This is a genomic window from Amycolatopsis sp. NPDC004378, assembly GCF_053602455.1.
On the sequence record NZ_JBSGDR010000003.1, the window covers coordinates 407868 to 431041 of the forward strand.

Annotated in this window: 27 protein-coding genes; 12 read left to right on the forward strand and 15 right to left on the reverse strand. The window is 72.6% G+C overall.

Annotation, left to right across the window (positions count from 1 at the left end; translation table 11 throughout):
- Nucleotides 1-315 precede the first annotated feature (315 nt).
- Genes ACWEN0_RS13535 through ACWEN0_RS13550 form a run of 4 tightly spaced genes read right to left on the reverse strand, consistent with a single transcriptional unit; the run spans nt 316 to nt 2084 of the window.
- Complete coding sequence (locus ACWEN0_RS13535; protein WP_451972738.1) at nt 316-756, reverse strand: SRPBCC family protein; 441 nt, start codon at nt 754-756, stop codon at nt 316-318.
- Between the two features lie 2 nt (nt 757-758).
- A complete protein-coding gene (locus tag ACWEN0_RS13540; RefSeq protein ID WP_451972740.1) occupies nt 759-1094 on the reverse strand; it encodes an ArsR/SmtB family transcription factor in 336 nt (111 codons plus the stop codon).
- Nucleotides 1091-1534: an SRPBCC domain-containing protein gene (locus ACWEN0_RS13545; RefSeq protein WP_451972742.1), complete on the reverse strand. Its 444-nt coding sequence runs from the start codon at nt 1532-1534 to the stop codon at nt 1091-1093. The genes ACWEN0_RS13540 and ACWEN0_RS13545 overlap by 4 nt, the downstream gene beginning before the upstream one ends.
- Before the next feature lie 31 nt (nt 1535-1565).
- Complete coding sequence (locus tag ACWEN0_RS13550; protein WP_451972744.1) at nt 1566-2084, reverse strand: N-acetyltransferase family protein; 519 nt, start codon at nt 2082-2084, stop codon at nt 1566-1568.
- A gap of 43 nt (nt 2085-2127) precedes the next feature.
- On the opposite strand from ACWEN0_RS13550, the gene ACWEN0_RS13555 reads away from it, so the two are divergent.
- Genes ACWEN0_RS13555 through ACWEN0_RS13570 form a run of 4 tightly spaced genes read left to right on the forward strand, consistent with a single transcriptional unit; the run spans nt 2128 to nt 5650 of the window.
- The gene (locus ACWEN0_RS13555; RefSeq protein ID WP_451972746.1) at nt 2128-2691 is read left to right on the forward strand and encodes a helix-turn-helix domain-containing protein; all 564 of its coding nucleotides are present in this window, start codon (nt 2128-2130) and stop codon (nt 2689-2691) included.
- 49 nt (nt 2692-2740) lie between these two features.
- Entirely contained in the window at nt 2741-3382 is a 642-nt protein-coding gene (locus ACWEN0_RS13560) for a DUF1345 domain-containing protein (protein WP_451972748.1), read from the forward strand.
- A 56-nt stretch (nt 3383-3438) separates the two neighbouring features.
- Nucleotides 3439-4044, forward strand: coding sequence for a TetR/AcrR family transcriptional regulator (locus ACWEN0_RS13565; RefSeq protein WP_451972750.1), 606 nt, complete (start codon nt 3439-3441; stop codon nt 4042-4044).
- The gene (locus ACWEN0_RS13570; protein WP_451972752.1) at nt 4028-5650 is read left to right on the forward strand and encodes an acyl-CoA dehydrogenase family protein; all 1623 of its coding nucleotides are present in this window, start codon (nt 4028-4030) and stop codon (nt 5648-5650) included. Before ACWEN0_RS13565 ends, ACWEN0_RS13570 begins: the two co-directional genes overlap by 17 nt.
- 24 nt (nt 5651-5674) lie before the next feature.
- On the opposite strand, the gene ACWEN0_RS13575 is transcribed toward ACWEN0_RS13570, so the two are convergent.
- On the reverse strand, nt 5675-6241 hold the full coding sequence (locus ACWEN0_RS13575; RefSeq protein ID WP_451972754.1) for a TetR/AcrR family transcriptional regulator: 567 nt from the start codon (nt 6239-6241) through the stop codon (nt 5675-5677).
- 81 nt (nt 6242-6322) lie between these two features.
- Between ACWEN0_RS13575 and ACWEN0_RS13580 the strand changes: the two genes are divergently transcribed.
- Nucleotides 6323-7333, forward strand: a complete 1011-nt coding sequence (locus tag ACWEN0_RS13580) for an aldo/keto reductase (protein WP_451972756.1) — start codon at nt 6323-6325, stop codon at nt 7331-7333.
- A 188-nt stretch (nt 7334-7521) separates the two neighbouring features.
- Here the strand turns inward: ACWEN0_RS13580 and ACWEN0_RS13585 are convergent, their stop codons facing one another.
- The 4 genes from ACWEN0_RS13585 to ACWEN0_RS13600 form a co-directional block, all read right to left on the reverse strand.
- Entirely contained in the window at nt 7522-8613 is a 1092-nt protein-coding gene (locus ACWEN0_RS13585; protein WP_451972758.1) for an SWIM zinc finger family protein, read from the reverse strand.
- A complete protein-coding gene (locus ACWEN0_RS13590; RefSeq protein ID WP_451972760.1) occupies nt 8613-11075 on the reverse strand; it encodes a DEAD/DEAH box helicase in 2463 nt (820 codons plus the stop codon). The genes ACWEN0_RS13585 and ACWEN0_RS13590 overlap by 1 nt, the downstream gene beginning before the upstream one ends.
- A 71-nt stretch (nt 11076-11146) precedes the next feature.
- On the reverse strand, nt 11147-11929 hold the full coding sequence (locus tag ACWEN0_RS13595) for an ABC transporter permease (RefSeq protein ID WP_451972762.1): 783 nt from the start codon (nt 11927-11929) through the stop codon (nt 11147-11149).
- A complete protein-coding gene (locus tag ACWEN0_RS13600) occupies nt 11926-12852 on the reverse strand; it encodes an ATP-binding cassette domain-containing protein (protein WP_451972764.1) in 927 nt (308 codons plus the stop codon). The genes ACWEN0_RS13595 and ACWEN0_RS13600 overlap by 4 nt, the downstream gene beginning before the upstream one ends.
- 79 nt (nt 12853-12931) lie before the next feature.
- On the opposite strand from ACWEN0_RS13600, the gene ACWEN0_RS13605 reads away from it, so the two are divergent.
- Nucleotides 12932-13708, forward strand: a complete 777-nt coding sequence (locus ACWEN0_RS13605) for a TetR/AcrR family transcriptional regulator (protein WP_451972766.1) — start codon at nt 12932-12934, stop codon at nt 13706-13708.
- Here ACWEN0_RS13605 and ACWEN0_RS13610 read toward each other — a convergent pair.
- A complete protein-coding gene (locus ACWEN0_RS13610) occupies nt 13691-14860 on the reverse strand; it encodes a cytochrome P450 family protein (protein WP_451972768.1) in 1170 nt (389 codons plus the stop codon). The two genes, ACWEN0_RS13605 and ACWEN0_RS13610, sit on opposite strands and share 18 nt — an antisense overlap.
- 86 nt (nt 14861-14946) lie before the next feature.
- Here ACWEN0_RS13610 and ACWEN0_RS13615 point away from each other — a divergent pair, with 86 nt between their 5' ends.
- The 5 genes from ACWEN0_RS13615 to ACWEN0_RS13635 are packed head-to-tail and all read left to right on the forward strand — an operon-like array spanning nt 14947 to nt 18892.
- Nucleotides 14947-16017 (forward strand): TetR/AcrR family transcriptional regulator, encoded by a 1071-nt coding sequence (locus tag ACWEN0_RS13615; protein ID WP_451972770.1) that lies wholly within the window; start codon nt 14947-14949, stop codon nt 16015-16017.
- A 23-nt stretch (nt 16018-16040) separates the two neighbouring features.
- A complete protein-coding gene (locus ACWEN0_RS13620; protein WP_451972772.1) occupies nt 16041-17312 on the forward strand; it encodes an RNA polymerase sigma factor in 1272 nt (423 codons plus the stop codon).
- Nucleotides 17309-18073 carry an alpha/beta fold hydrolase gene (locus ACWEN0_RS13625; protein ID WP_451972774.1) on the forward strand — a complete coding sequence of 255 codons (765 nt, stop codon included), beginning with the start codon at nt 17309-17311 and terminating at the stop codon, nt 18071-18073. Before ACWEN0_RS13620 ends, ACWEN0_RS13625 begins: the two co-directional genes overlap by 4 nt.
- 1 nt (nt 18074) lies before the next feature.
- The gene (locus ACWEN0_RS13630) at nt 18075-18407 is read left to right on the forward strand and encodes a YciI family protein (protein WP_451972776.1); all 333 of its coding nucleotides are present in this window, start codon (nt 18075-18077) and stop codon (nt 18405-18407) included.
- On the forward strand, nt 18407-18892 hold the full coding sequence (locus ACWEN0_RS13635; protein ID WP_451972778.1) for an AraC family transcriptional regulator: 486 nt from the start codon (nt 18407-18409) through the stop codon (nt 18890-18892). The genes ACWEN0_RS13630 and ACWEN0_RS13635 overlap by 1 nt, the downstream gene beginning before the upstream one ends.
- Nucleotide 18893: 1 nt before the next feature.
- On the opposite strand, the gene ACWEN0_RS13640 is transcribed toward ACWEN0_RS13635, so the two are convergent.
- Both ACWEN0_RS13640 and ACWEN0_RS13645 read right to left on the reverse strand, forming a co-directional pair.
- Nucleotides 18894-19349: an anthrone oxygenase family protein gene (locus ACWEN0_RS13640; RefSeq protein ID WP_451972780.1), complete on the reverse strand. Its 456-nt coding sequence runs from the start codon at nt 19347-19349 to the stop codon at nt 18894-18896.
- A gap of 17 nt (nt 19350-19366) precedes the next feature.
- Nucleotides 19367-20188 (reverse strand): NAD(P)H-binding protein, encoded by an 822-nt coding sequence (locus tag ACWEN0_RS13645; RefSeq protein ID WP_451972782.1) that lies wholly within the window; start codon nt 20186-20188, stop codon nt 19367-19369.
- Between the two features lie 82 nt (nt 20189-20270).
- Here ACWEN0_RS13645 and ACWEN0_RS13650 point away from each other — a divergent pair, with 82 nt between their 5' ends.
- Nucleotides 20271-21197 carry an AraC family transcriptional regulator gene (locus ACWEN0_RS13650; RefSeq protein WP_451972784.1) on the forward strand — a complete coding sequence of 309 codons (927 nt, stop codon included), beginning with the start codon at nt 20271-20273 and terminating at the stop codon, nt 21195-21197.
- Nucleotides 21198-21206: 9 nt separating this feature from the next.
- Here ACWEN0_RS13650 and ACWEN0_RS13655 read toward each other — a convergent pair whose 3' ends face one another.
- Genes ACWEN0_RS13655 through ACWEN0_RS13665 form a run of 3 tightly spaced genes read right to left on the reverse strand, consistent with a single transcriptional unit; the run spans nt 21207 to nt 23074 of the window.
- The gene (locus ACWEN0_RS13655) at nt 21207-21638 is read right to left on the reverse strand and encodes an SRPBCC family protein (protein ID WP_451972786.1); all 432 of its coding nucleotides are present in this window, start codon (nt 21636-21638) and stop codon (nt 21207-21209) included.
- Nucleotides 21635-21976 carry an ArsR/SmtB family transcription factor gene (locus ACWEN0_RS13660; protein ID WP_451972787.1) on the reverse strand — a complete coding sequence of 114 codons (342 nt, stop codon included), beginning with the start codon at nt 21974-21976 and terminating at the stop codon, nt 21635-21637. The genes ACWEN0_RS13655 and ACWEN0_RS13660 overlap by 4 nt, the downstream gene beginning before the upstream one ends.
- A gap of 39 nt (nt 21977-22015) precedes the next feature.
- Entirely contained in the window at nt 22016-23074 is a 1059-nt protein-coding gene (locus ACWEN0_RS13665; RefSeq protein ID WP_451972789.1) for a hypothetical protein, read from the reverse strand.
- Nucleotides 23075-23174: the final 100 nt, after the last annotated feature.

Below are 23174 nucleotides of genomic sequence, written 5' to 3' on the forward strand. Positions count from 1 at the left end.
CTGGGCGGTGAGCCGTTCACCCTCGTCGGCTGTCATTTCTGCACTGAATCGCCTGACCGAGTTTTGTCACCGTGACGTTTTACGGTCGGGTGGCAGCGTATCGTTCCGCCGCTCCAGGGGACGCCACTGCGGCGTCCAGGGGCTTCTTCAGGCGGGAAGTTCCTCCATGGCCGATGCGGGAGGGTGCGCTTCGTCAGGACAAGCCGTCCTGACGAAGCGCGAGCCCTCACGCGATCAGGGCGGTTCTTCCGCCCCTCTCGGCACTCCGCCGCAGCTGGCCCCAAGTGCCGATAATGTACATTATGTCAAGTAACGTCAGTGCCAGTCGCTGATCGCCACGTCGTTCGGGTCCGGGGCGCCCTCCCCGGTCTCCAGGAGCTGTTTGAGGCTCATCAGGAAGATCGCCCACTTGGTGCTGCAGTGGTGCATGAACTCGACGGCCTCGCGCCAGCCTTCGTGCTTGAACAGGACGATCGTGTAGTCGCCGCGCTGCTCGACGTCCCAGCGGATCGTCGTGCCGACCCATTCCGGCGGGCCGTCGACGACCTCCCAGCGGACGAGCTTGCCCGGGTCGAGTTCGGTGACCTTCATGTCGAACCCGCCGGCTCTGAACCGGAAGGCGATGACGCCGCCGAGCTCGGTGTCCCCCACGGTCTTGCGGGCCCACCACGCGGACAGGCCGTCGAGAGTGGTGAGCGCGTCGTAGACCTGGTCCGGTGAGGACTTCTCGATGCCGATGCGGTGCAGGATGTCCATGGCTACTTCTTCTTCCGTTCGATGGTTTCGGCGATGCGCTTGATGCGGCCGAGCCGGGCATCCCAGGCGGTGCCGACGGTGGTGAGCTGGGCGACGGCGCGGGCCAGTTGGGCTTCGTCTACGCGGTACTGCTTTTCGCGCCCCGCGGCGGTGGCGTGGACGAGGCCGACGCGGTCGAGGACGGCGAGGTGCTTGGCGACGGCCTGCCGGGTGACCGGGAGGTGTTCGCTGAGGCTGGTGGCGGTTCCGCTGCCGTCGTCGAGGAGCAGGTCGAGCATCCGCCGGCGGGTGGGGTCGCCGATGGCGGACCAGAGGTCGTCGTCCACGGCGGTGCTCACGGTGCGACGATCTTTTCGGCGTACGGCGGCAGGCGGGGCAGGAAGTGGTCCCAGCCGGTGACGTGGTCGGCGTACTCGGCGGCGATCTTCGCTTCCTCCCAGCCCTGTTCGCGGAAGCCGGTTTCGGTCATCCGCAGGCGGGTTCCGGTGCCGTGGGGTTCGAGTTCGAAGACGACGAGGAACGAGTTGCCGGGTGCGGCGGTCTCCCCTTCGGCGTGGGCCCACCGGAAGGAGAAGTGTTTCGGGGGCTGGGCGTCGACGACGGTGAACTGGACCCAGTTCCCGCCGAAGCCGATGCGGCCCGCTCCCCCGGGTTCGACCGGGTATTCGGCCTCGTCGGGCCACCATTCGCGGAGGTGTTCGGGGCTGCTTACGACGTCGAAGACGACTTCGGGGGTGGCGTCGATGTGGATCTCTCGTTCGATCGTCCCGTGGTCCATGTCCGCTCCTTGTGCAACGTTTGGTTGCGTGTCACGTTAGCGGGACCGGCGGCGTTGTGCAACCTTCGGTTGCGTTGAGGTCCTTCTGGACCCAGGCGACGTCGTGCCACGCGCCGTGCTTCCAGCCGACGCGGCGGTAGACGCCCGCGGGTGCGAAGCCGAGTGCGCGGTGGAGGCCGGCGCTGGCGTCGTTCGGGAGCGTCATGCCGGCGAAGGCGCGGCAGAACCCGTTGTCCCGCAAGCGTTCGAACAGCTTCTCGTACAGCGCGCGGCCGGCGCCGGTGCGGCGGCGGCCGCGTTCGAGGTAGATGCTCGTCTCGCACGACCACTGGTAGGCGGCGCGCTCGGCGAAGCGGTGGGCGTAGGCGAATCCGGCGACGCGGCTGTCGTCTTCGAGGACGAACCAGGCGTGGGCGTCGGTCATGCGCCGGGCGATTTCGGTGGCGTCGGGCGGTTCGGTCTCGAAGGAGATGGCGGTGTCGGTGACGTAGGGCGCGTAGAGAGTGGCGCACGCTTCGGCGTCGGAGGAGGTGGCGTCTCGAATCAACATGGCTCACATGGTAGCCATAGTGGTTCCTATAGTATCCAATTTTATGACGGACCTTCTCACCACTCGGCTGGCCGCGACCGTGCACGCCGCCCGGACTTCCCGTGGTCTTTCGGCCGTGGCCCTGGCGGAGCATTCCGGCGTCTCACGGGCGATGATCGGCAAGATCGAGCGGGGTGACGTGCAGCCGACGGCCGCGTTGCTGGCGAAGCTGTCCGCCGCGCTGGGCATGACGTTGTCGGAGCTGATCGCGCGGGCCGAGGGTGACGAGCGGCGGCTGGTGCGCGCGGCGGAGCAGCCGGTGTGGGTGGACCCGGACACGGGGTACCGGCGGCGGTCGGTCTCCCCCGCGGGTGGCCGTCCGCTGGAGCTGGTGGAGGTCGAGCTGCCGGCGGGTGCGGAGGTGGCGCTCGCCGCGGGGACCTACACGTTCCTGCACCAGCAGATCTGGGTGCTGGACGGGCACCTGCGGTTCCACGAGGGCACGCAGGTGCACGAGCTGGACGCCGGGGACTGCCTGCAGCTGGGGCCGGCGGCGGACTGCGTGTTCGCGAACCCGGGGCCGCTCCCCTGCCGGTACCTGGTGGCGCTGGTGAAGCGGGCCACCTGAGCGGGTGATCCGGGGTGCCGTCGCACGCGGCGGCCGCTAGCTTCGCGCCGTGCGTCGACTGCGGAGTTTCTGGTACCAGGGTGCGGAGTTCCTGCTGGTCCTGCTGGGCTTGGGGTGGCTGGTCGGGCCGAACACCGGGCTGGACGTGGTCTTCCTGCTCGCGTGGGACCTGCTGGCGGTGGCGGTGATCGCGACGCGGTTCCTGCGCATCCGCCGGTACCGGCTGGTGGCCGACGGTGAGCCGACGTGGTTGCACAGCCTGCTGGGCCGGCGGATCAGCCTTGCGGCGACGGTCCTGGTGAGCATCGTGGGCATGACCGCGGGCGGGCTGATCCTGACGGCGAACGACATCGCCGAGCAGGACGACGAGTTCGCGCTGGCGCTGCAGATCTGCGCCGTGCCGGCGGTGCTGGCGGCGTGGATCCTGCTGCACTTCGGGTACGCGGACCGGTACGCGCACCTGCACTACCGGGCCGCGCCGGAGCCGGGGCTGTGGTTCCCGGCGACGGAACGGCCGAACCTGCTGGACTTCGCGTACTTCGCCTTCACGGTGGGGACGTCGTTCGCGACGTCCGATGTGGAGGTGCGGGCGCGGCCGATCCGGTACACGGTGCTGACGCACAGCGTGGTGGCGTTCGTCTACAACACCGCGATCCTGGGCATCGCGGTCGGGGTGATCACCGGGAAATAGCGTCGACGCCGGAGTGACGTTGACTGAAGCAATGAATCAGTGCTTCACTTCTTGACGTGCCCTACCGCCGCACTCCGAAGGTGCAGGAACGCCTCGACGCCCAGCGCGCGACGATCGTCGCCGCCGCCACGGAACAGCTGGCCGGTTACGGTTACAGCGGCTGTTCGGTCGCCGCCGTCGCCGAGCGTGCCGGGGTGGCCGTGGGCAGCGTTTACCAGCACTTCCCCACCAAGGCCGACCTGGTCGTGCACGTGTTCCGGCAGGTCGTGACGCGGGAGGTCGAGGCCGTCCGGGCCGTGTCCGCGCAGCCGGGTGAGCCCGCCGAGCGGGTCGTCGCCGTGTTCGAGACCTTCGCCCAGCGCGCCCTCAAGGCGCCACGGCAGGCGTACGCCCTGCTCGCCGAGCCCGTCGACCCGCAGATCGACGCCGAACGCCTCGAGTTCCGGCGGGCGTTCACCGACGTCGTCGCCGAGCACGTCGCGGCCGGCGTCAAGGACGGCACCCTGCCGCCGCAGGACGGGCGGCTGACCGCCGCGGCGTTGGTGGGGGCCGCCGCCGAAGTCCTCATCGGTCCGTTGACCAGCGGAAACGCCGGTGACGTCGCCGAGCTCCGCACCTTCGTCGTCCGCGCTCTAGGAGGTTCCGATGCCCGCCACGCATGAGGTCACCAACCAGGTCCCGCCGTTCGCCGGCCACGACGTCGCGGACGACCCGGCCCTGCTGGCCGGGCTCGAGCGCGCCGGCGCCGGCTGGGCGGCCGACGAGGTGCACGAGCTGGGCAAGCTCGCCGGCGGTGAGCAGGCCCAGGAGTGGGGCCGGCTGGTCAACGAGAACGAGCCGGTGCTGCGCACCCACGACCGGTACGGGCACCGGATCGACGAGGTCGAGTTCCACCCGTACTGGCACGAGCTGATGACCGTCGCGGTGTCGCACGGCCTGCACGGCACGCCGTGGCAGGACCCGCGCGACGGAGCGCACGCGGCCCGGGCGGCGAAGTTCTACGTCTGGGGCCAGGTCGAGGCTGGGCACAGCTGCCCGATCTCGATGACGTACGCGGCGATCCCCGCCCTGCGCGCGAACCCGGAGCTGGCCGCGCGGTACGAGCCGCTGCTGGCCTCGACCGAGTACGACTTCGGGCTGCGCGAGCCGGGCGGCAAGCGCGGGCTGATCGCGGGCATGTCGATGACCGAGAAGCAGGGCGGCTCCGACGTCCGCGCCAACACGACCACGGCGACCCCGAGCGCCGACGGCAGCTACACCCTCGTCGGGCACAAGTGGTTCACCTCGGCGCCGATGTCGGACATGTTCCTGACCCTGGCCCAGTCGCCGGGCGGGCTTTCGTGCTTCCTGCTCCCCCGCGTCCTGCCCGACGGCTCGCGCAACCCGATCCGGCTGCAGCGGCTGAAGGACAAGCTGGGCAACCGGTCCAACGCGTCGTCGGAGATCGAGTACGACAACGCCGTGGGCTGGCTCGTCGGCGAGGAGGGCCGTGGGGTCCGCACGATCATCGAGATGGTCAACAACACCCGGCTGGACTGCACGCTCGGCAGCGCGTCGGGGATGCGGCTGGGGGCGGTCCGGGCGATCCACCACGCGACCCACCGGCACGCGTTCGGCAAGGCGCTGGTCGACCAGCCGCTGATGGCGAACGTGCTCGCCGACCTGGTGGTCGAGTCCGAAGCCGCGACGACGGTCGCGATGCGGCTGGCCGCGGCGGGCGACCGGCGCGACGACGCGCAGGAGCAGGCGTTCCGGCGGCTGGGGCTCGCGGTGTCGAAGTACTGGGTGTGCAAGCGCGCCCCGGCGCACGCGGCCGAGGCGCTGGAATGCTTCGGCGGCAACGGGTACGTCGAGGAGTCGGGCATGCCGCGGCTCTACCGCGAGGCGCCGCTGTCCTCGATCTGGGAAGGCTCGGGCAACGTCGCCGCGCTGGACGCGTTGCGGGCCATGGGCAAGCAGCCGGAGTCGGTCGCGGCGTTCTTCGCCGAGGTCGAGCAGGCGGCCGGCGGGGACGCGCGGCTCGACGACGCCGTCGACCGGATCCGCAAGGAGCTGACCGACCTCGACGGCATCGAGTACCGCGCGCGGCGGGTGGTGGAGTCGATGGCGCTGGTGCTGCAGGGCTCGCTGCTGGTGCGCCACGGTCACCCGGCGGTCGCGGACGCCTACTGCGCGTCGCGCTTCGGCGGTGACTGGGGCATCGCGTTCGGCACGCTGCCGTCCGGGGTGGACACGGGCGCGATCATCGAGCGCGCGACGGTTCGCTGAGCCAGGGAGTCGCGGACTACGCGGTCACGCCCGTGGGGTGAGCCCGTCGGCGAGGATCGCGACCATCCGCTGGTTGTACTCCAGGTCCTCGCCACGTACCGGCTGGCAGAGCAGGGCCACGGCGTGCAGGAGGTCCTTCGCGCTCACGTCGGCGCGGACCTCCCCCGCCGCGGCCGCCGCGTCCAGCAGCTCGGCCAGGGCGGGCTCCATGCGCTGCATGAAGTACCCGGGCAGGGCGTCGAAGGCGGGATCGCCCGAATGCAGCGCCGTGGCCAGCCCGCGTTTGGTGCCGACGAGCTCGGTGTAGCGGTGCAGCCACTTGCGCAGCGCGTCCCCCGGCGCGTGGTCGGCGCTCAGTGGCGGTCCCGCGTCGGCCAGGGCGTCGATCTCGCGCTGCAGCACGGCCGCGACCAGGTCGGCGCGCTGCGGAAAGTGCCGGTAGAGCGTGCCGACGCCGACCCCGGCCAGGTCGGTGATCTCCTTCGCCGGAGCGTCCACCCCCGAGGTGGCGAACACGCTCTTCGCCGCCTCCAGCAGGGCGTCGATGTTGCGCTGGGCGTCGGCGCGCCGGCGTCGCGGCTCTGCGGTCACGGTCCTCCTCGTGGCTAACCGGAAAGTCTTTCCGTATAGTTGTGGAAAAGCTTTCCGGTTGAGGTTACCCGAGGAGTCCCGATGCAGTACCGCACGCTGGGCCGGACCGGCATCAAGGTCAGTCCCTACGCCCTGGGCACGCTGATGTTCGCCACCTCGATCGGCAACGCCGACCCCGAGGACTCCGCCCGGGTCCTCCACAAGGCCCTCGACGCCGGCATCAACTTCGTCGACACCGCCGACGCCTACGGCGACTCCGAGGAGGTCGTCGGCAAAGCCCTCGAAGGCCGCCGCGACGACGTCGTGCTCGCCACCAAGTTCGGCCGCCCCACCGGCCAGGACCCCAACCACCAGGGCGCCTCCCGCCGCTGGATCGTCACCGCGGTCGAGAACTCCCTGCGGCGCCTGCGCACCGACCACATCGACCTCTACCAGCTGCACCGGCCCGACCCCGGCACCGACATCGAGGAGACCCTCGCCGCCCTCACCGACCTGCTGCGCAGCGGCAAGGTCCGCGCGATCGGCGCGTCCGGGACCCCGGCGTCCGGCATCGTCGACGCCCAGTGGGCCGCCGAGCGCCGCGGCCTCACCGGGTTCCACACCGAGCAGCCGGTCTACTCCCTGCTCAACCGCGGCATCGAACGCGAGCTCCTGCCCACCACCCAGCGCTTCGGCATGGGCACCCTGGTCTGGGGCCCGCTCGGCCAAGGCCTGCTGACCGGCCGCCCGCACGGCGAACTGCGCCGCGCGGGCCTGGTCCGCCACCTCACCGACGAAACCCGGCTCGACGTCGTCGAGAAGTTCGCCGCCCTCGCCGCCGAAGCCGGCCTGCCCCTGACGCACCTGGCGATGGCCTTCACGATCGCCCATCCCGGCGTGACGAGCGCACTGCTGGGTGCCCGCACGATGGCCCACCTCGACGACCTGCTGGCCGGCCTGGACGTCACCCTCTCCGACGACCTCCTCGACCGCATCGACGAGATCGTCGCGCCCGGCACCGACGTCGGCACCCTCGACCAGACCTACCAGCCACCCGCCCTGCAGCAGCCGGGACTGCGCCGCCGTCCGCTCGCCGAACGCGCCGCGGCCTAGACTCGCCCGATCCGGACCCGCGACAGAAGACCGGGCGGGCGCGCGGAGAGCAGCACCCGCGCGCCCGCACCCCCAGTCGCCAGGCGGAACCCGCCTTCGGGGGACAGGAGACACCGGCCCGGACGCTGGATACGTCGAATTCCCACGAAAATCCTTGACGTGGCAACCCTTTTCCGCGTGAAGAAGCCTCAGCCGAGCAGCAGGCCGGGGTCGGTCTCCGGCGGGCCCGCGGGCCACCACGTCCCGCCCTCGCGCCGGTACGGGTGCCACCGGCCCCGGCGATCCAGTCGCAGCTGCACGTCCCCGGCCGTGCAGTGGTTGCGGTCGAACACCGGCTCCACGTCGGCGAGTGCGGCCCGCGCCGCGGCCAGCACGGGCTTCGGCGGCGTCCACGACGAGTCCAGCACCTCGAGGCCGTCACGCCCGCCGTACGTCCACGCCGCGACGGCTTGCTCGAAGCCGGTGCCTTCGCCCAGCCGCGACGCCACCGGCGGGAACTCCGCGGCCAGCCGGACCGCGTCGGCCCGCCGTCCCGGCCACGGCTCCCCCGCCAGCACCGCCCGGGCCCGCGCCGCCGCGTTGGCCGACAGCAGCGCGAACGCCTCCGCGGGCACGCCGGGCGCGGCCGGAACCGACGGCGCTCCCGACGGCCGGAACTCCGCCAGGTCCGGCAGTTCGCCGGGCGTGCGGTCGGTGACCTCGAGCTCGGCCCGCGGCGCGGTCCGGCTCTCCAGCTCCTCGCGGATCTCCCGTTCGCCCCTGCCCCGCATCAGCAACAGCACGAACGGGTCGGCGTCCAGCAGCCACGACGCCTGGAACGACAACGCGGCCGCGTGCTTGCACGGCAGCTCCCAGCCCGGGCAGTCGCACTCCGGATCGAGATCGCCGATCCCCGGCAGCAGGTGGACGCCGGCGTCGCCGGCCGCGGCCACCAGGTCGTGCGGCATGTCCCGGTCCAGCAGCGCCGCCAGGTGCCCGGCCCGCGACGCGACCCGGTCGAAGAACCGCGTCCAGTCCACTTCGGACAGCTCCGCCAGGCGCAGCTCGGTCCGGTACGGGCCGCCGTCGGCGTCGTCGACCACCGCCGCGATCCGGCCCGGGCTCACCGTGATCGGCCCGACCAGCCCCGCCGCCGCGTACCGGCGCCCGGCCTTGAGCTGACGCAGGTCCAGCGCGGTGTCCTCCATCGCGCTCAGCCACGCCCGGCCCCACCACGACGTCGCGAACCGCCCGCGGACGCCGCTGGGCCCGAACGCCGGGAACCCTCGCACGTCGCTCATCAGCGGCTCCTCAGCTCGACGAGCTCCGCGAGCTCGGTGTCCGACAGTTCCGTCAACGCCGCCTCGCCCCCGGCCAGGACCGCCTCGGCCAGAGCTCGCTTCTCCCGCAGCATCGCCGCGATCCGGTCCTCGACCGTTCCTTCGGCGACCAGCCGGTGCACCTGGACCGGTCGGGTCTGCCCGATCCGGTAGGCCCGGTCGGTCGCCTGGTCTTCGACCGCCGGGTTCCACCAGCGGTCGAAGTGCACGACGTGGTCCGCGCGCGTGAGGTTCAGTCCGGTGCCCGCCGCCTTGAGCGACAACAGGAACACCGGGACCTCGCCGTCCTGGAACCGCTGCACGAGGTCTTCGCGCCGGGCCACCGGGGTGCCGCCGTGCAGCAGCTGGGTGGGGATCCCGCGCGCGGCCAGGTGCTTCTCCAGCAGCCGGGCCATGGCGACGTACTGGGTGAACACCAGCACCGCGCCGTCTTCGGCGAGGATCGTGTCCAGCAGCTCGTCGAGCAGTTCGAGCTTGCCAGAGCGGCCGCCTGGTTCCTTGAGGTACTGCGCCGGGTGGTTGCAGATCTGCTTGAGCGCGGTCAGCAGCTTGACGATCCGGCCGCGCCGCGCCATCCCGTCGCTCGCGGCGATGTCGGCCATCATCTCGCGCACCACGGCCTCGTACAGCACCACCTGATCCGGGCTCAGCGCCACCGGCCGGTCCGTCTCCGTCTTCGCCGGCAGCTCCGGCGCGATCCCGGGGTCGGACTTGCGCCGCCGCAGCAGGAACGGCCGCAGCAACCGGGACAGCCGCTCGGCCGCGGCCGGATCGCCGGCCTCGATCGGCTTCGCCCACCGCGTCCGGAACTCGCTCAGCGAACCCAGCAGCCCCGGCGCCGACCAGTCGAGGATCGCCCACAGCTCCGAGAGCGTGTTCTCCACGGGCGTGCCGGTCAGCGCGACCCGCGCGGCCGCGGGCACCAGCCGCACCGCCTTCGCCGTGCCCGACCGGTGGTTCTTGACGTGCTGGGCCTCGTCGGCCACCAGCAGCCCCCACCGCACCTGCGCCAGCGGCGCGGGATCGGCGCGCAGCGTGCCGTAGGTGGTGAGCACGAACCCGTCGAGGTCCGCCAGCGACCGCGCACCGCCGTGGAAGCGCCGCACCGGCACACCCGGAGCGAACCGGCGGATCTCGCGTTCCCAGTTGCCCAGCAACGACGCCGGGCACACCACCAGCGTCGGCCCGGACGCGCGATGCAGGTGCAGCGCGATCAGCGTGACCGTCTTGCCCAGCCCCATGTCGTCGGCGAGACAGCCACCGAGCCCGAGGCCGGTCACGGTGGCCAGCCACTGCAATCCGCGCAGCTGGTAGTCCCGCAGCGTCGCGGCCAGCCCGGCGGGCGGCGCCTGGGGTTCGGGCGGCGCGGACAGCCGTTCCCGCAGCCGCGCCAGCCAGCCCTCCGTGACGACCTCGACCGGCTCGCCGTCGACCTCGGTGGTCCCGGTCAGCACCGCGCCCAGCGCGTCGACCGGGGTCAACGGCTTCAACGTCCGCTCGCGTGCCTTCGCCGCCAATGCGGGGTCGACGAGCACCCAGCGGTCGCGCAGCCGCACCACCGGACGACGGGCCTCGGCGAGCGCGTCCAGCTCCGCCTCGGTCAGCACCTCGCCGCCCAGGGCGAGCTGCCAGTCGAACGCCAGGGCCCGCCCACCGCCGAAGAACGACGGCAGGTCACCCGGTGCGTCCCCGGCGTTCACGACCGCTCGCGCGGTCAGCGACCCGGCGAGCTCCGCCGGCCAGTGCACGTCGATCCCCACCGCCGCCAGCCGCGGCGCCGCGGCCGCGACCAGCTCGGTGACGTCGTCCTCGCCCAGCGCCAGCTCGTCCGGCACGGCCGAGGTGAGCAGCGGGCCCAACGCCGGCCACACCTGCGCACCGCGGCGCAGCGCCAGCACGACGTCGATGCGGGCCCGCGGCCCGAACCGGCCCGTCTCCCACAGCTCGGCCGCGTCGGCGATCCCGGCATCACCGTGCACCTGCACCACGGCGTGGAACCGGCCCGCGTCGAAGCCGTCCGGCGCCTCGATCCGCAGCGACACCCGGATCCCCGAGTCGAGCCCGGCCGCCAGTTCGTCGGCCCAGTCGCGCAGGGACTCCGCGCGCTGGGGTGCGACGGCGGCGAACAACCGCGTCCGGGCCGCCTTCGCCGCGGCGGGTGTGCGGGGCAGCGTGTCGGCGACGGCGTCGAGGAACGCCCGCAGCAACGGCCCCGGCGCGCGCACGTCCGCCGGCATCGCCGCCGCGAGGTCCCGCAGCCACGCGGCTTCGGCCGGGGCCAGCGGCCCGACTCGCCAGGCGTCGTAACCGCCCTCGGTGACCCCGGGCAGCAGCCGTCCCGCGGCGACGAGCTTCAACGCGGCCTGTGCCGCGGTCGCCCAGAACGCGTCGGCGCCGCCGAGCAGTTCCGGCAGTCCGTCCACAAGGGACAGCTCACGGCCGTCGATGACCAGGCGTCCCGCCCGCGGCGGCTCACCCGGGTGGAAGTCGACGTTCAGTTCCCCAGCCTCCCGTATCGGCGCACGGACAACGGCACGAACACCGCGAGCAGCACCAGCGGCCACACCACCGCCATGAGCACCGGGTGCGCGCTCACCCAGGACTCCCCGCCCGCGCCCGGGTTGCCGAACAGCACCCGCGTCGCTGTCACCGTGGAGGACAACGGGTTCCACTCCGCCACGGTTCCCAGCCACGCCGGCATGGTCGCGGTCGCCACGAACGCGCTGGAGAGGAACCCGAACGGGAACTCCAGCGTCTGCGCGAGCGTCACCATCGACGGATCGGTGGTCAGCAGGCCCAGGTAGATCCCCGCCCACACCAGGGCCGTGCGCAGCAGGAGCAGCAACCCGAACGCCGCGAGCGTCTCGGCCAGGCTGCCGTGCGGGCGCCAGCCGACGGCGAACCCGCAGCCCAGCAGCACCGCCAGCGCGAGCACCGCGTTGAGCAGGTCCGCGGCCACCCGGCCGGTCAGCACCGCCGAGGGCGCCATCGGCAAGGAGCGGAACCGGTCGGTGACGCCCTTGGCCGCGTCGTCCAGCACCGCGATCATCGTGCCCGACAACCCGAACGCCATGGTCATCGCGAACATCCCGGGCATCAGGAACTCGCGGTAGGACCCGCCGCCCGGCACGGTCATCCCGCCGCCGAGCAGGTAGGCGAAGATCAGCACCATCAGGATCGGGAACGCCACCACCGTGGCCAGCCGCACCGGGCGCCGCGCCAGCTGCGCGAGGTAGCGCTGGGTCAGCGTCCAGCTGTCCTCGAGGGCCCACCTCATCGCGGCACCCCCGTCAGCTCCAGGAACACCTCGTCGAGCGTCGGGTGCCGCAACGCCACGTCGGCGAACGACAGCCCGGTCGCCGCCAGCTCGCGCACCACGTCCGCCAGCATCGGCGGCTCGGCCGGCGCGCTGACCCGCAGCTCCTCGCGGACCGGCTCGCCCCCGGTGACCCGGGCCAGCAACGCCGTCGCCGCGGGGACGACGTCGGGGTCGGTCAGCACCAGCTCGATCCGGGTCGCCCCGAGTGAGCCCTTCAGCTCGGCCGGGGTGCCTTCGGCGATCACGCGGCCGTGTTCCACCAGGGAGATGCGGTCGGCCAGCCGGTCGGCCTCCTCCAAGTACTGCGTCGTGAGCAGCACGGTCGTGCCGTCGGCGACCAGGGACCGCACCGCCTTCCAGACCTCGGTGCGGCTGCGCGGATCGAGGCCGGTGGTCGGCTCGTCGAGGAACAGCACCCGCGGCGCGGCCAGCAGCGACGCGGCCAAGTCGAGCCGCCGACGCATCCCGCCCGAGTACGCCGAAACCGGCTTCGACCCGGTGTCCACGAGCCCGAACCGCTCGAGCAGGTCGTCGGCGCGGCGCACGGCTTCACGCCGGCCCAGGTGGTGCAGCCGGCCGAACAACACCAGGTTCTGCCGCCCGGACAACAGCTCGTCGACGGCGGCCTGCTGCCCGACCAGCCCGATCGAGGACCGCACTTTCGCTGGTTCAGCGGCGACGTCGAAGCCGGCCACCCGCACGACACCCCCGTCGTGACGCAGCAGGGTGGAGAGCACACGGACCGCCGTCGTCTTGCCCGCGCCGTTGGGTCCCAGCAGGCCGTGCAGCGACCCGGCCGGGACGGAGAGATCGAACCCATCGAGGGCGTACGCGTCGCCGTAGCGCTTGCGAAGTCCCTCGGCGTGGATCTGCGGAGTCATCAAGCCCCTTAACTCTGTACTGTGTACGAAGAAGAGGTTAGCACAACTCTGTACGACGTACGAGAATCGAGTGGGCAGAATGAGCGGCGTGCGCACGGAGGACAACGACAACGGCGACCCGAAGCGGACGATCGAGCTGCTCTGGGGCGTCTCCGGCCCCCCGAAACGCGGCCCGAAACCGAAGCTGACCACGGCCGACGTCGTCCGCGCCGCCGTGGCGCTCGCCGACGCCGACACCATCGAGGCCGTCACCATCCGCGGTGTCGCCGACCAGCTCGGCGTCTCCCCCATGTCGCTCTACACCTACGTGCCCGGCCGCGCCGAACTGCTGGACCTGATGATCGACCACGTCCACGGCGAGCTGCCGGCCCCCGAGCCCGGCCTCGGCTGGCGCGCCGCGCTCACCGCGATCGCCGACGAGCTGTGGGCCCTGTTCCACCGCCACCCGTGGCTGCTGCAGGTCACCACCAGCCGGTCGGCGCTCGGCCCGCACAGCTTCGCCAAGTACGAGCACGAGCTGCGCGCGGTCGACGGCATCGGGCTCGACGACGTCGAGATGGACGCCGCCGTCGGCCTCGTCACCGGCCTGGTCCGGACCACCGCGCGCAGCTCGATCGACGCCGCCCGCCTGGTCCGCGCCAGCGGCATGACCGACGCGCAGTGGTGGGAACGCGCCGCGCCGGTCCTGGCCGGCATCCCGGCCGCCGACGCGGCGCACTACCCGATCGCCTCGCGCGTCGGCCAGGCCGCGGGTGAGGCCCACAACGCCGCGGAAGACCCCGCCTACACCTTCCGCTTCGGCCTCGCCCGCGTCCTCGACGGCATCGAGGCGCTCGTGTCAGAGCGTCAGAAGTAGCCGCGCCGGACGCCACGTCCCGCCGTCGGGTGCCCGCGGCACGTCACCCGCGAGCGCCAGGTCCGGGAACCGGGCGAACAACGCCGACAGGGCGACCTCCGTCTCCACCCGCGCGATCGACGCGCCCAGGCAGAAGTGCGGGCCGTGCGAGAACCCCAGCTGGGCCGGTCCCGAGCGCGTCACGTCCAGGCGGCCGGCGTCGGGGAACACGCGCGGATCGCGATCGGCGGCCACCATCGCCGCCGTCACCCGCTCGCCTTCGCGAATCAGCTCACCGTCGATCTTGACGTCCTCCCGCGCGAACCGCGGCGTGGTCAGCAGCTGCGGGCTGCAGAAGCGCATCAGCTCCTCGACCGCCCCCGGCCACCACCCGGGGTCCGCCCGCAGCAGCTCGAGCTGGTCCGGGTGCCGCAGCAGGGCTTCGACGGCGTTGGCGATGAGGTTCACCGGCGTCTGCCCGGCCAGCACGAGGTGCCAGACCAGGGTGACCAGCTCGGTGTCGGTGAGCCGGTCACCGTCCTGGGCGTGCACGAGGTCGCCGATCAGGTCGTCGCCCGGGTCGGCCCGGCTGCGCGCGACCGCCGCCTTCGCGCCCTCGATGATCGCCGGGATCGCCGCCGCGAAGTCCGGACCGGCGCCGCCCGCGACCGCGGCGCCGTACTCACGCCACTGGGGCCGGCCGGCCTCGGGAATGCCCGCCAGCTCGCAGATGACGTCCATCGGCAGCGGCCGCGCGAAGTGCGGGACGAGGTCCACGACGCCGTCTTCGGCGTGCGCGGGCAGCTCGTCGAGCAGCCGTTCGGTGAGCGCGACCAGCCGCGGCCGCAGCTGTGCGGCGCGCTTCGGGGTGAACGCCGGGGCCACCAGGCGGCGCAGCCGCAGGTGCTCGGGCCCGTCGCGCTCGGCCATCGTGCGCAGGTACTCCAGGCAGTGCTCGGGGATGCCCGGCGGCCTCAGGAAGCTTTCCGCGCGGACCTCGAACCGCGGGTCGGCCAGCATCGCGCGGGCCTCGGCGTAGCGGGTCAGCGCCCAGAACGGGCCGAAGCCGGGGATCACCAGCTTGGCCACCGCGCTCTCCTCGCGGGCGCGGTCGTAGGCGGTGAACGGGTCGGTCAGGACCGCGAAGTCGGTCAGGTCGATCTCGGGGGTCATGGGCCACTCCAGATGTTCACATCAGATGTTCTAATCATCTCAGTGGTCACGATATCTTGGCTCGCGACGCCACGGCAAGGAGGACGATGGTCAGGCTCAGCAGGGCGGAGACCCAGGAACGCAACCGCGCGAAGGTCCTCGCCGCCGCCCGCGACGAGTTCGCCGGACGGGGGTTCCGCGAGGCCAAGATCGACGTCATCGCCGAACGCGCCGAGCTCACCCGCGGCGCGGTCTACTCCAACTTCCCCGGCAAACGAGCCCTCTACTTCGCGGTCCTGGCCGACCTCGCCGAACGCGCGCCCCGGCCCGCCACCCCGCCGCCGGACCCGGCCGCGGCCGATGTCCTGGCCGCATTCGCCCGCGCCTGGGTCGCCCGGCTGCCGCTCTCCACCGACAGCGACAGCCCCGAAGCCCGCCTCGGCCGCGACCTGCTGCCCGAGATCCTCGCCGACGAGCACACCCGCCGCCCGTACGCGCAGCTCATGCGCGTCAACGCGATCCTGCTCGGGCTCGCCCTCGAACGCCGCCGCCCCGGCCGGCGCCTGGTCCGCGTCGCCGAAGCCGCCCTCACGACACTCTCGGGCGCGAGCCAGCTCGCCGCGGCCGCGCCCGGCTTCGGCGAGCCGTTCCACGTCGTCACCGCCTGCGCGGCCCTGCTCGACCTGGACCTGAGCGACGACTGGCCCGGCGTCCCGCCGATCACCTCGCAGGCCCGGCCCGTCGACGAGCCGTGGACCCCGCCGCCCGCGACCGACCTGCTCACCGGCGGCGCCGTGCGTCCCGGCGACGGCGTCGTCACCGTCCTGGGCCTGCACCGCGCCTCCGCCTTCGAAGAAGCCGTCCGCGCCGGCGCCGACGTCACCGCCGTGCTCGTCACCAGCGACCCCGGCGAGCTCGCCCCGCTGGCGAGGCTCGCCGTCGCCGACCTGCGCGGCTGCCTCGACCAGGCCATCGCCCCACCGGTCCGGCCGCGGCTGCGGATCGTCTGCGACGCCACCGGAGCACTCGCCGCGGCCGCCGGCGTCACCGCGGTCAGCGACGCCACCGAGACCGCCATCCGCGTCGAAGGCGGCCGGATCGTCGCGCGTGCCGAGGGGTTCGGGGCCTGCCACGCCGCGGCTGTCGGTTTCGGCCACGGCCGTTCGTCGGGCGGGTGAACCGGCGGGAGGAGGAGCGGGTGGTGGACGTCGAGACCGTGGTCGCGGAGGCGTTCCGGGAGGAGTGGGGCCAGGTCGTGGCCACGCTCATCCGGATCACCGGCGACTGGGACCTCGCCGAAGAGTGCGCGCAGGAGGCGTTCGCGCTGGCCCTGCGCACCTGGCCCCGCGACGGCGTTCCGGCGCGGCCCGGCGCCTGGCTCACCACCACCGCCCGCAACCGCGCCACCGACCGGCTCCGCCGCGACGCCCTCGGCGCCGCCAAGCTGCAGGAGGCCGGCCGCATGCACGTCCCCGAAGAACCACCCGACGACGACAGCGGTGTCACCGACGACCGGCTGCGGCTCATCTTCACCTGCTGCCACCCGGCACTGGCCACCGAAGCCCAGGTCGCGCTCGCCCTGCGCACGTTGTCCGGGCTGTCCACCGCCGAGATCGCCCGCGCCTTCCTCGTCCCGGAAGCCACGATGTCCCAACGGCTCGTGCGGGTGAAACGCAAGATCCGCAACGCCGGCATCCCCTACCGCGTCCCGCCCGCGCACCTGCTGCCCGAACGCACCGCCGCCGTCCTCGGCGTGCTCTACCTGACCTTCAACGAGGGCTACTCCGCCAGCGCCGGCCCCGGCCTGCTGCGCCCCGACCTCGCCGCCGAAGCCGTCCGGCTCGCCCGCGTCCTGGCCCACCTGATGCCCGACGAGCCCGAAGTCCTCGGCCTGCTCGCCCTCATGCTCCTGCAGCACGCCCGCCGCGAGACCCGCACCGACGACGGACAGCTCGTCCCGCTCGAGGAACAGGACCGCACCCGCTGGGATGCCGCCGAGATCGCCGAAGGCACCCAGGTGCTGGAGACCGCGCTGCGGCGGCGCAGTCCCGGGCCGTACCAGATCCAGGCCGCCATCGCCGCCTGCCACGCGACCGCCGCCCGGGCCGCCGACACCGACTGGGCCCAGATCGCCGGCCTCTACGGCGAACTGCGCAAGTACGTGCCCAGCGCGGTCGTCGAGCTCAACCGGGCCGTCGCGGTCGGCATGGCCGACGGGCCGCTCGCCGGGCTCGCCCTGCTCGACGAGCTGACCATGGACGGCTACCACCTGCTCCCGGCCACCCGCGCCGACTTCCTCCGCCGGCTCGGCCGCCACGCCGAAGCCGCCGAGTGGTACGCGAAAGCCCGCGACCTCGCGCCCACCGAAGCCGAGCGCGCCTACCTCACGCGAAGAATTTCCGAAGGGGTGTCGGTCCCGGGCGAACCCGTTCGTCGGTCGGTCGAACCACGATCACCGGAGGAGCACCCATGACCACCCTCGCCGTACCCGGCGCCCGGCTCACCTACGACGTCACCGGCAGCGGTCCCGTCCTGCTGCTGGTCCCCGGCGGCCCCGCCGACGCCGCCGTCTTCACCCACATCCGGCCCGTCCTGGCCGAAGACCACACCGTCGTCACCTACGACCCGCGCGGCCTCGGCCGCAGCCCCCTCGACGGCGAACCGGGCGACGACGTCGTGCGCGAGCACGCCGACGACGTGCACCGCCTGCTCACCGAGGTCGGCCCCGCCGACGTCTTCGCCAACAGTGGCGGCGCCATCACGATGCTCGACCTCGTCCCGCGCCACCCCGGCGACGTCCGCACGGTCGTGCTGCACGAGCCGCCGGTCACCCGCTACCTGCCCGCCGGCGCCCTCGACGGCCCGGACATCCCGGCGCTCTTCCGCGACCAGGGCATCGACGCCGCCTTCGCCGCGTTCATGGCCCTCGTGGGTGTCGACCCCGCGCCCCCGCTCGACCCCCGTGGCCACGGCAACTTCACCTACTTCTTCCGCCACCTGATGGCCGCCACCGGCGCCTACGAACCCGATCTCGACGCGCTCAAGGCGACCTCGGCGCGGCTCGTCGTCGCCGTCGGCGAGAAGTCCGCCGGGTCCACGGCCCACGAAACCGCCCTCGGGCTCGCCGGCGGCCTCGGCCTCACCCCGGTGGAGTTCCCGGGCGACCACGGCGGGTTCGCCACCGAGCCCGAACCCTTCGCCGCGCGCCTGCGCGAAGTCCTGGAAGGACACTGACGTGCGCTACCTCCTGCTCATCGCCGGCGACGAGACCGCCGAAGACCACCAGTACGACGGCTGCGACGGCTGGGGCGAAGACCTGGCCCGCCGCGGCAAGATCCACGGCGGAGGCGGCCTGCGCCCGCCGTCGGAAGCCACCACGATCCGCGTCCGCGACGGCGAAGTCCTGCTCACCGACGGGCCGTTCACCGAAGCCAAGGAACAGGTCGGCGGCTACGTCCTCATCGAGTGCGACGACCTCGACGAAGCCGTGGAGATCGCGGCCCAGCACCCCGCCGCGACCTACGGCAGTATCGAAGTCCGCCCCGTCTTCGTCCCGGAGGAACCCTGATGCCGTCCATCGTGGACCGACCCGCCCAGCGGTACGTCGCCGAGCGCGCCACCCTCGGCATCGAGGAGTTCCCCCGAATCGCCGACCGGCTGCCCCCGCTCATCGGCACCCTCGCCGGCCACGGGATCGTCCCGGCCGGCGCGCCGTTCTTCCGCTACCGCGTGCTGCACCCCGGCATGCGCTTCACCGTCGAAGCCGGCGTCCCGATCGACGCCGCCTTCACCCCGGACGAACCGGCCTTCCCCGGCGAAGTCCCGGCCGGCAAGTACGTCCTCGAGACCTACGTCGGCGCCCCCGACGGCCTGGCCGCCGCGACCGAAGCGGTTCTGGCCTGGGGCGCCGCCGAGGGCGTCACGTGGGACGTCACCGAAGGCCCCGACGGCGAGGAGTGGGGCGGGCGCCTGGAAGTGCTGCGCACCAACCCCCTCGACGTCCCGGACCCCGCCCAGTGGGTCACCGACCTGCTCTTCCGCGTCGCCGGCTGACTCAGTTCCGGGTGAGCACGGCCGCCACCAGACAGCCGAACCCGGCCGTGCTCACCACGGCACGCACGACGTTCCAGCGCACCCACACCGCCTCGAACGCCGCCCGCACCGCCGCGTAGTCGTCGCCGCCCCTGTCCAGCGCGTTGTTCAGCGGGATGTTGACCACCCCGGTGATCACGACCATCGCCAGCAGGAACACGAACCCCGCGATCACCCACGGCAGCGACCGCGACCCCAGGTGGAAGAACACCGCGACGGCCGCCAGCAGCGGCGCGCCCAGGAACGTCAGCATGAAGACCGGGTTCACGATCGCGACGTTGATCCCGCGCATCGCCTCCACGAACGTCTTGTCGTCGCCCCGCCCGATCCCCGGCATCACCGAGCACGCGTAGGCGTAGAACAACCCCGCGACCAACCCGGCCGCGACCAGCGCGGCCACCAGCACCACCGTCGACATCGGTCTCTCCCTCCTCGTCACCGGGCCCAGACCCCGGTCGCCGCCGCGTCCCGCGCGAAGGCGGCGAAGTCCGTCGCCGGGCGCCCCAGCACCCGCGCCACGTCGCCGGTCACCGACTCGTTGCGCCCGTCGAGCACCCGCGCGAACAGCTCCGTCAGCGCCCCGACCTCTTCCGCGGGCACGCCGTACGCCACCGCCGCGGCCGCGTACTCCGCCCCGGAAACTGGAACATAGCGAACATTTCGTCCCGATGCGGCCGAGATCTCCGCGGCAGCGTCGGCGAAACTCAGCAGCCGCGGACCGGTCAGCTCGTACAACTCACCGGCGTGACCGGGCTCGGTGAGCACCTTCACCGCGACGTCGGCGATGTCGCGGACGTCGATGAACGGCTCGGTCACGGTGCCCGCCGGCAGCGCGATCTCCCCGCCGAGCACGGCTTCCAGGAGGAAGTGCTCGCTGAAGTTCTGGGCGAACCAGCTGCAGCGCAGGACCGTCCAGCCGGTGCCGGCGTCCCGGACGATCCGCTCGCACGCCCCGGCGTCCTCCTCACCGCGCCCGGACAGCAGCACGAGATGCCGAACTCCCTGCGCCACCGCGAGTTCGGCGAACGCGCGGATGTCGGCCGCCGCCTCGGGCACCACCAGATCGGGGTAGTAGGTCAGGTACACGGCGTCGACGCCCTTCAGCACCGGCGCCCAGGTCTCGCGATCGGCCCAGTCGAACGGCGGTACCCCGCGCCGGGACGTCGTCCGCACCGGCAGGTCCCGCTCCCGCAGCCGGTCCGCCACGCGCCGCCCGGTCTTGCCCGTGCCGCCCACCACCAAGAAGTTCGTTGTCATGGCACTGAGTCAACCGGCACCCGGTAAGACTCTCCATAGTTCAAAGCCTCGATCGCATGTTTCAGCGTCTACACTCAGGGGCATGGACCCGCTCGCCGCGCTGCTCGACGGACCCCGCGCCCACGGCGCGTTCCTGCTGCGCTCGGTCATGACCCCGCCGTGGTCGTTGCGCATCGAGGACCACGCGCCGCTGACCGTCGTGTCGGTGGTGCGCGGCGAAGCGTGGATCGTGCCCGACGCGGGCGAAGCGGTGCTGCTGAGCGAAGGAGACGTCGCGATCGCTCGCGGCCCGGCCCCGTACCTGGTCGCGGACCACCCGTCGACGCCACCACAAGCCGTCATCCTGCCCGGTCAGGAATGCCGGACACCCGAGGGCGGCCACCTCACCGCGTACGCCGATCTCGGCGTGCGGACCTGGGGCACGGGTGGCCCGGTCGACCTGCTGACCGGCACCTACGGCATGGAAGGCGAGATCAGCAAGAAGCTCCTGGCCGCGCTGCCGACGCTGATCGTCCTGCGCGCGGCCGACTGGCCGACGCCGCTGGTCGGGCTGCTGGCCGCCGAGATCAACCGGGACGTCCCCGGCCAGGAAGCGGTCCTCGACCGGCTGCTGGACCTGCTGCTGATCGCCGCGCTGCGCGCGTGGTTCGACCGGCCCGGCACCAGCGCGCCCGCCTGGTACCGCGCCCACGACGACCCGGTCGTCGGGCAGGCGCTGCGGCTGCTGCAGCACCAGCCCGCCGAGCCGTGGACGGTCGCCAAGCTCGCCGCGAACACCGGTGTCTCGCGGGCGGCTTTGGCCCGGCGGTTCGCGGTCACGGTCGGCGAGACCCCGATGGCCTACCTCGCCGGCTGGCGCCTCGCCCTCGCCGCGGACCTGCTGCGCCAGCAGCCGGACGCCACCATCGCCGCGGTCGCCCGCCAGGTCGGCTACGGCAGCGCGTTCGCGCTCAGCGCGGCCTTCAAACGCGAGTTCGGCGTCAGCCCCCAGCAGTACCGGACGGCGTGAGCGTGGTCGTCACTTCAGCTCTGCGCCGAGCTTGTCCAGCCAGTCACCGGTGCCCTGCTCGCGCCACTCCGGTTTCTCGGCGCCGTCGAGGAACGTGTCCTGCTCGGTGAGGACCAGCCGGGTGCCGTCGCCCTCCGGCACCAGTTCCACCGTGGTGATGGAGACGGTCGCGAGCGCACCACGACCGGTGAGCGTGGAGGAGTAGACGATCCGCTGCTCCGGCACGATCTCGTGGTAGGTCGACACGAGGTTCAGGGCACCGCCGTCGGGGGTGAGGCCGTCGAGGGTTTCCCGGCCGCCGACGCGGAAGTCCAGCTCGTGCGACCCCTCGGACACAAACCACCGGTCCTTCGCGACCGGGTTCGCCCAGGCGGCGAACACGCGCGCGGCCGGGACGGGATAGGTCCGTTCCAGCGTGAAAGTCGAGTGCTTGACGGTCATTCCGTGCTCCCTTCCGAGGTGCCGGGCCCGGCGAGGAAGTCGCCGAGCCGGTCGAGCCTGCCCTCCCACGTGGTGCGCTGCCGTCCCAGCCAGTGTTCGCCGGCGCGCAGCACGTCCGGCTCGATCCGGCAGGTGCGGACGCGGCCGGCCTTCTCCGACCGCACGATCCCGGCGGACTCCAGCACCTGCAGGTGCTGGACGACCGCGGCGAGCGACATGGTCAGCGGTTCGGCCAGCTCGCTGACCGACGCGGGCCCGCGCACAAGCCGTTCCACCAGTGCCCGCCGCGTCCGGTCCCCGAGGGCCCGGAACACCAGGTCCAGCTCATGGTCAAGCATGTACTTAAGTTATGTCGGACCGTCATGATAGTCAAGTAACTACTTAAGCATTGCCGCGACATCCTCGGGCACACTCGTGTCGGCCTCCCGCAGGACGGCCAAGACCCTGGTCAGCGCGCGTTCGGCGTTGTCGGCACGCCCGGCGGACGCGCGGAGCTCGGCGCCGAGGTGCGTGGCGGTCTCGTGCATCGACCGGACGGTCTGCTCGTGACCCGCCTGCAGCTCGGCCAGGCGCCGGTCCGCGTCCGCCCGGGCTTGACCGAGGGCGGACTGGTGAGCAGCAGCTGCCTTGGTCAGCTCTTCGCGGGCTACTTCGAGGCGCGCGTCGAGCGCCTGCGCACGTGCTTCGGCCGCGTCGAGGCGGCCCGACATCACCTCGGCCTGGGCCTCTGCCGCCTCAGTCCGCGCGGCGGCTTGGCGGCGCTCGTCCTCGAGGGCCGTTCGCGCGGCTGCGAGTTCGGCGGTCAGGGTGGCGATCGTCGCGGCGCGTTCACCGGCGAGCGCGGCCGCGGCGTCGGCCCGTTCGGCCACGCGGACCAGCTCGTCCCCGACTGCCGCCAGCTGCCCTTCGGCGCGTTGCTGCTCCTGCTGGGCAGCCCGGCGGGCGGCGCGATCCTCGTCCCGCTCACGCAGTGCCGCGGCTTTCTCCTGCTCGGCGGCTTTGGCCGCGCGGACCGCCTCATCGGCGTCCTCGCGGGCCTGGGTTGCGACGGCCTCGGCACGGCCGCGCTGCCGGCGGTGCTCATCGGCCTCGGCGAGGGCCGCGTCCCGTTCGGCCAGTGCGGTGGCCGTGGTGGCTTCGAGCTGGTGGCGCAGGGTCGTGAGCGTCTCGACGAGCCCGCGGGCGGGGTCGAGCACCCGGTCGACCTGGCCGGCGAGCGCGGTGACGGCCGTGTCGTCCAGCTCGGTGTCGCTCTCCCGCAGCGACTCGGCGTCCGAAAGGACGGCTTCGGCGTCGCGACAGGAGAGGTTCCGGCGGCCCCAGGTCTTCCCGTCCTGGCAGAACCGCGCCCGGCTCCCCCGGCCCACAGCGGGTGGCAGCGGCGCCCCGCAGCGCCGGTACTCGCAAATCCGGGCCTGACCAGCGTCTTCCGTCATGATCAGGACCCTAACACAGCTTCTAATTAGAACTAGGTGGAGCTGTTCAAAATCAAAAGAAACCGGATAGGCCTCTTGGGTTTGGATAAGGTCACATATC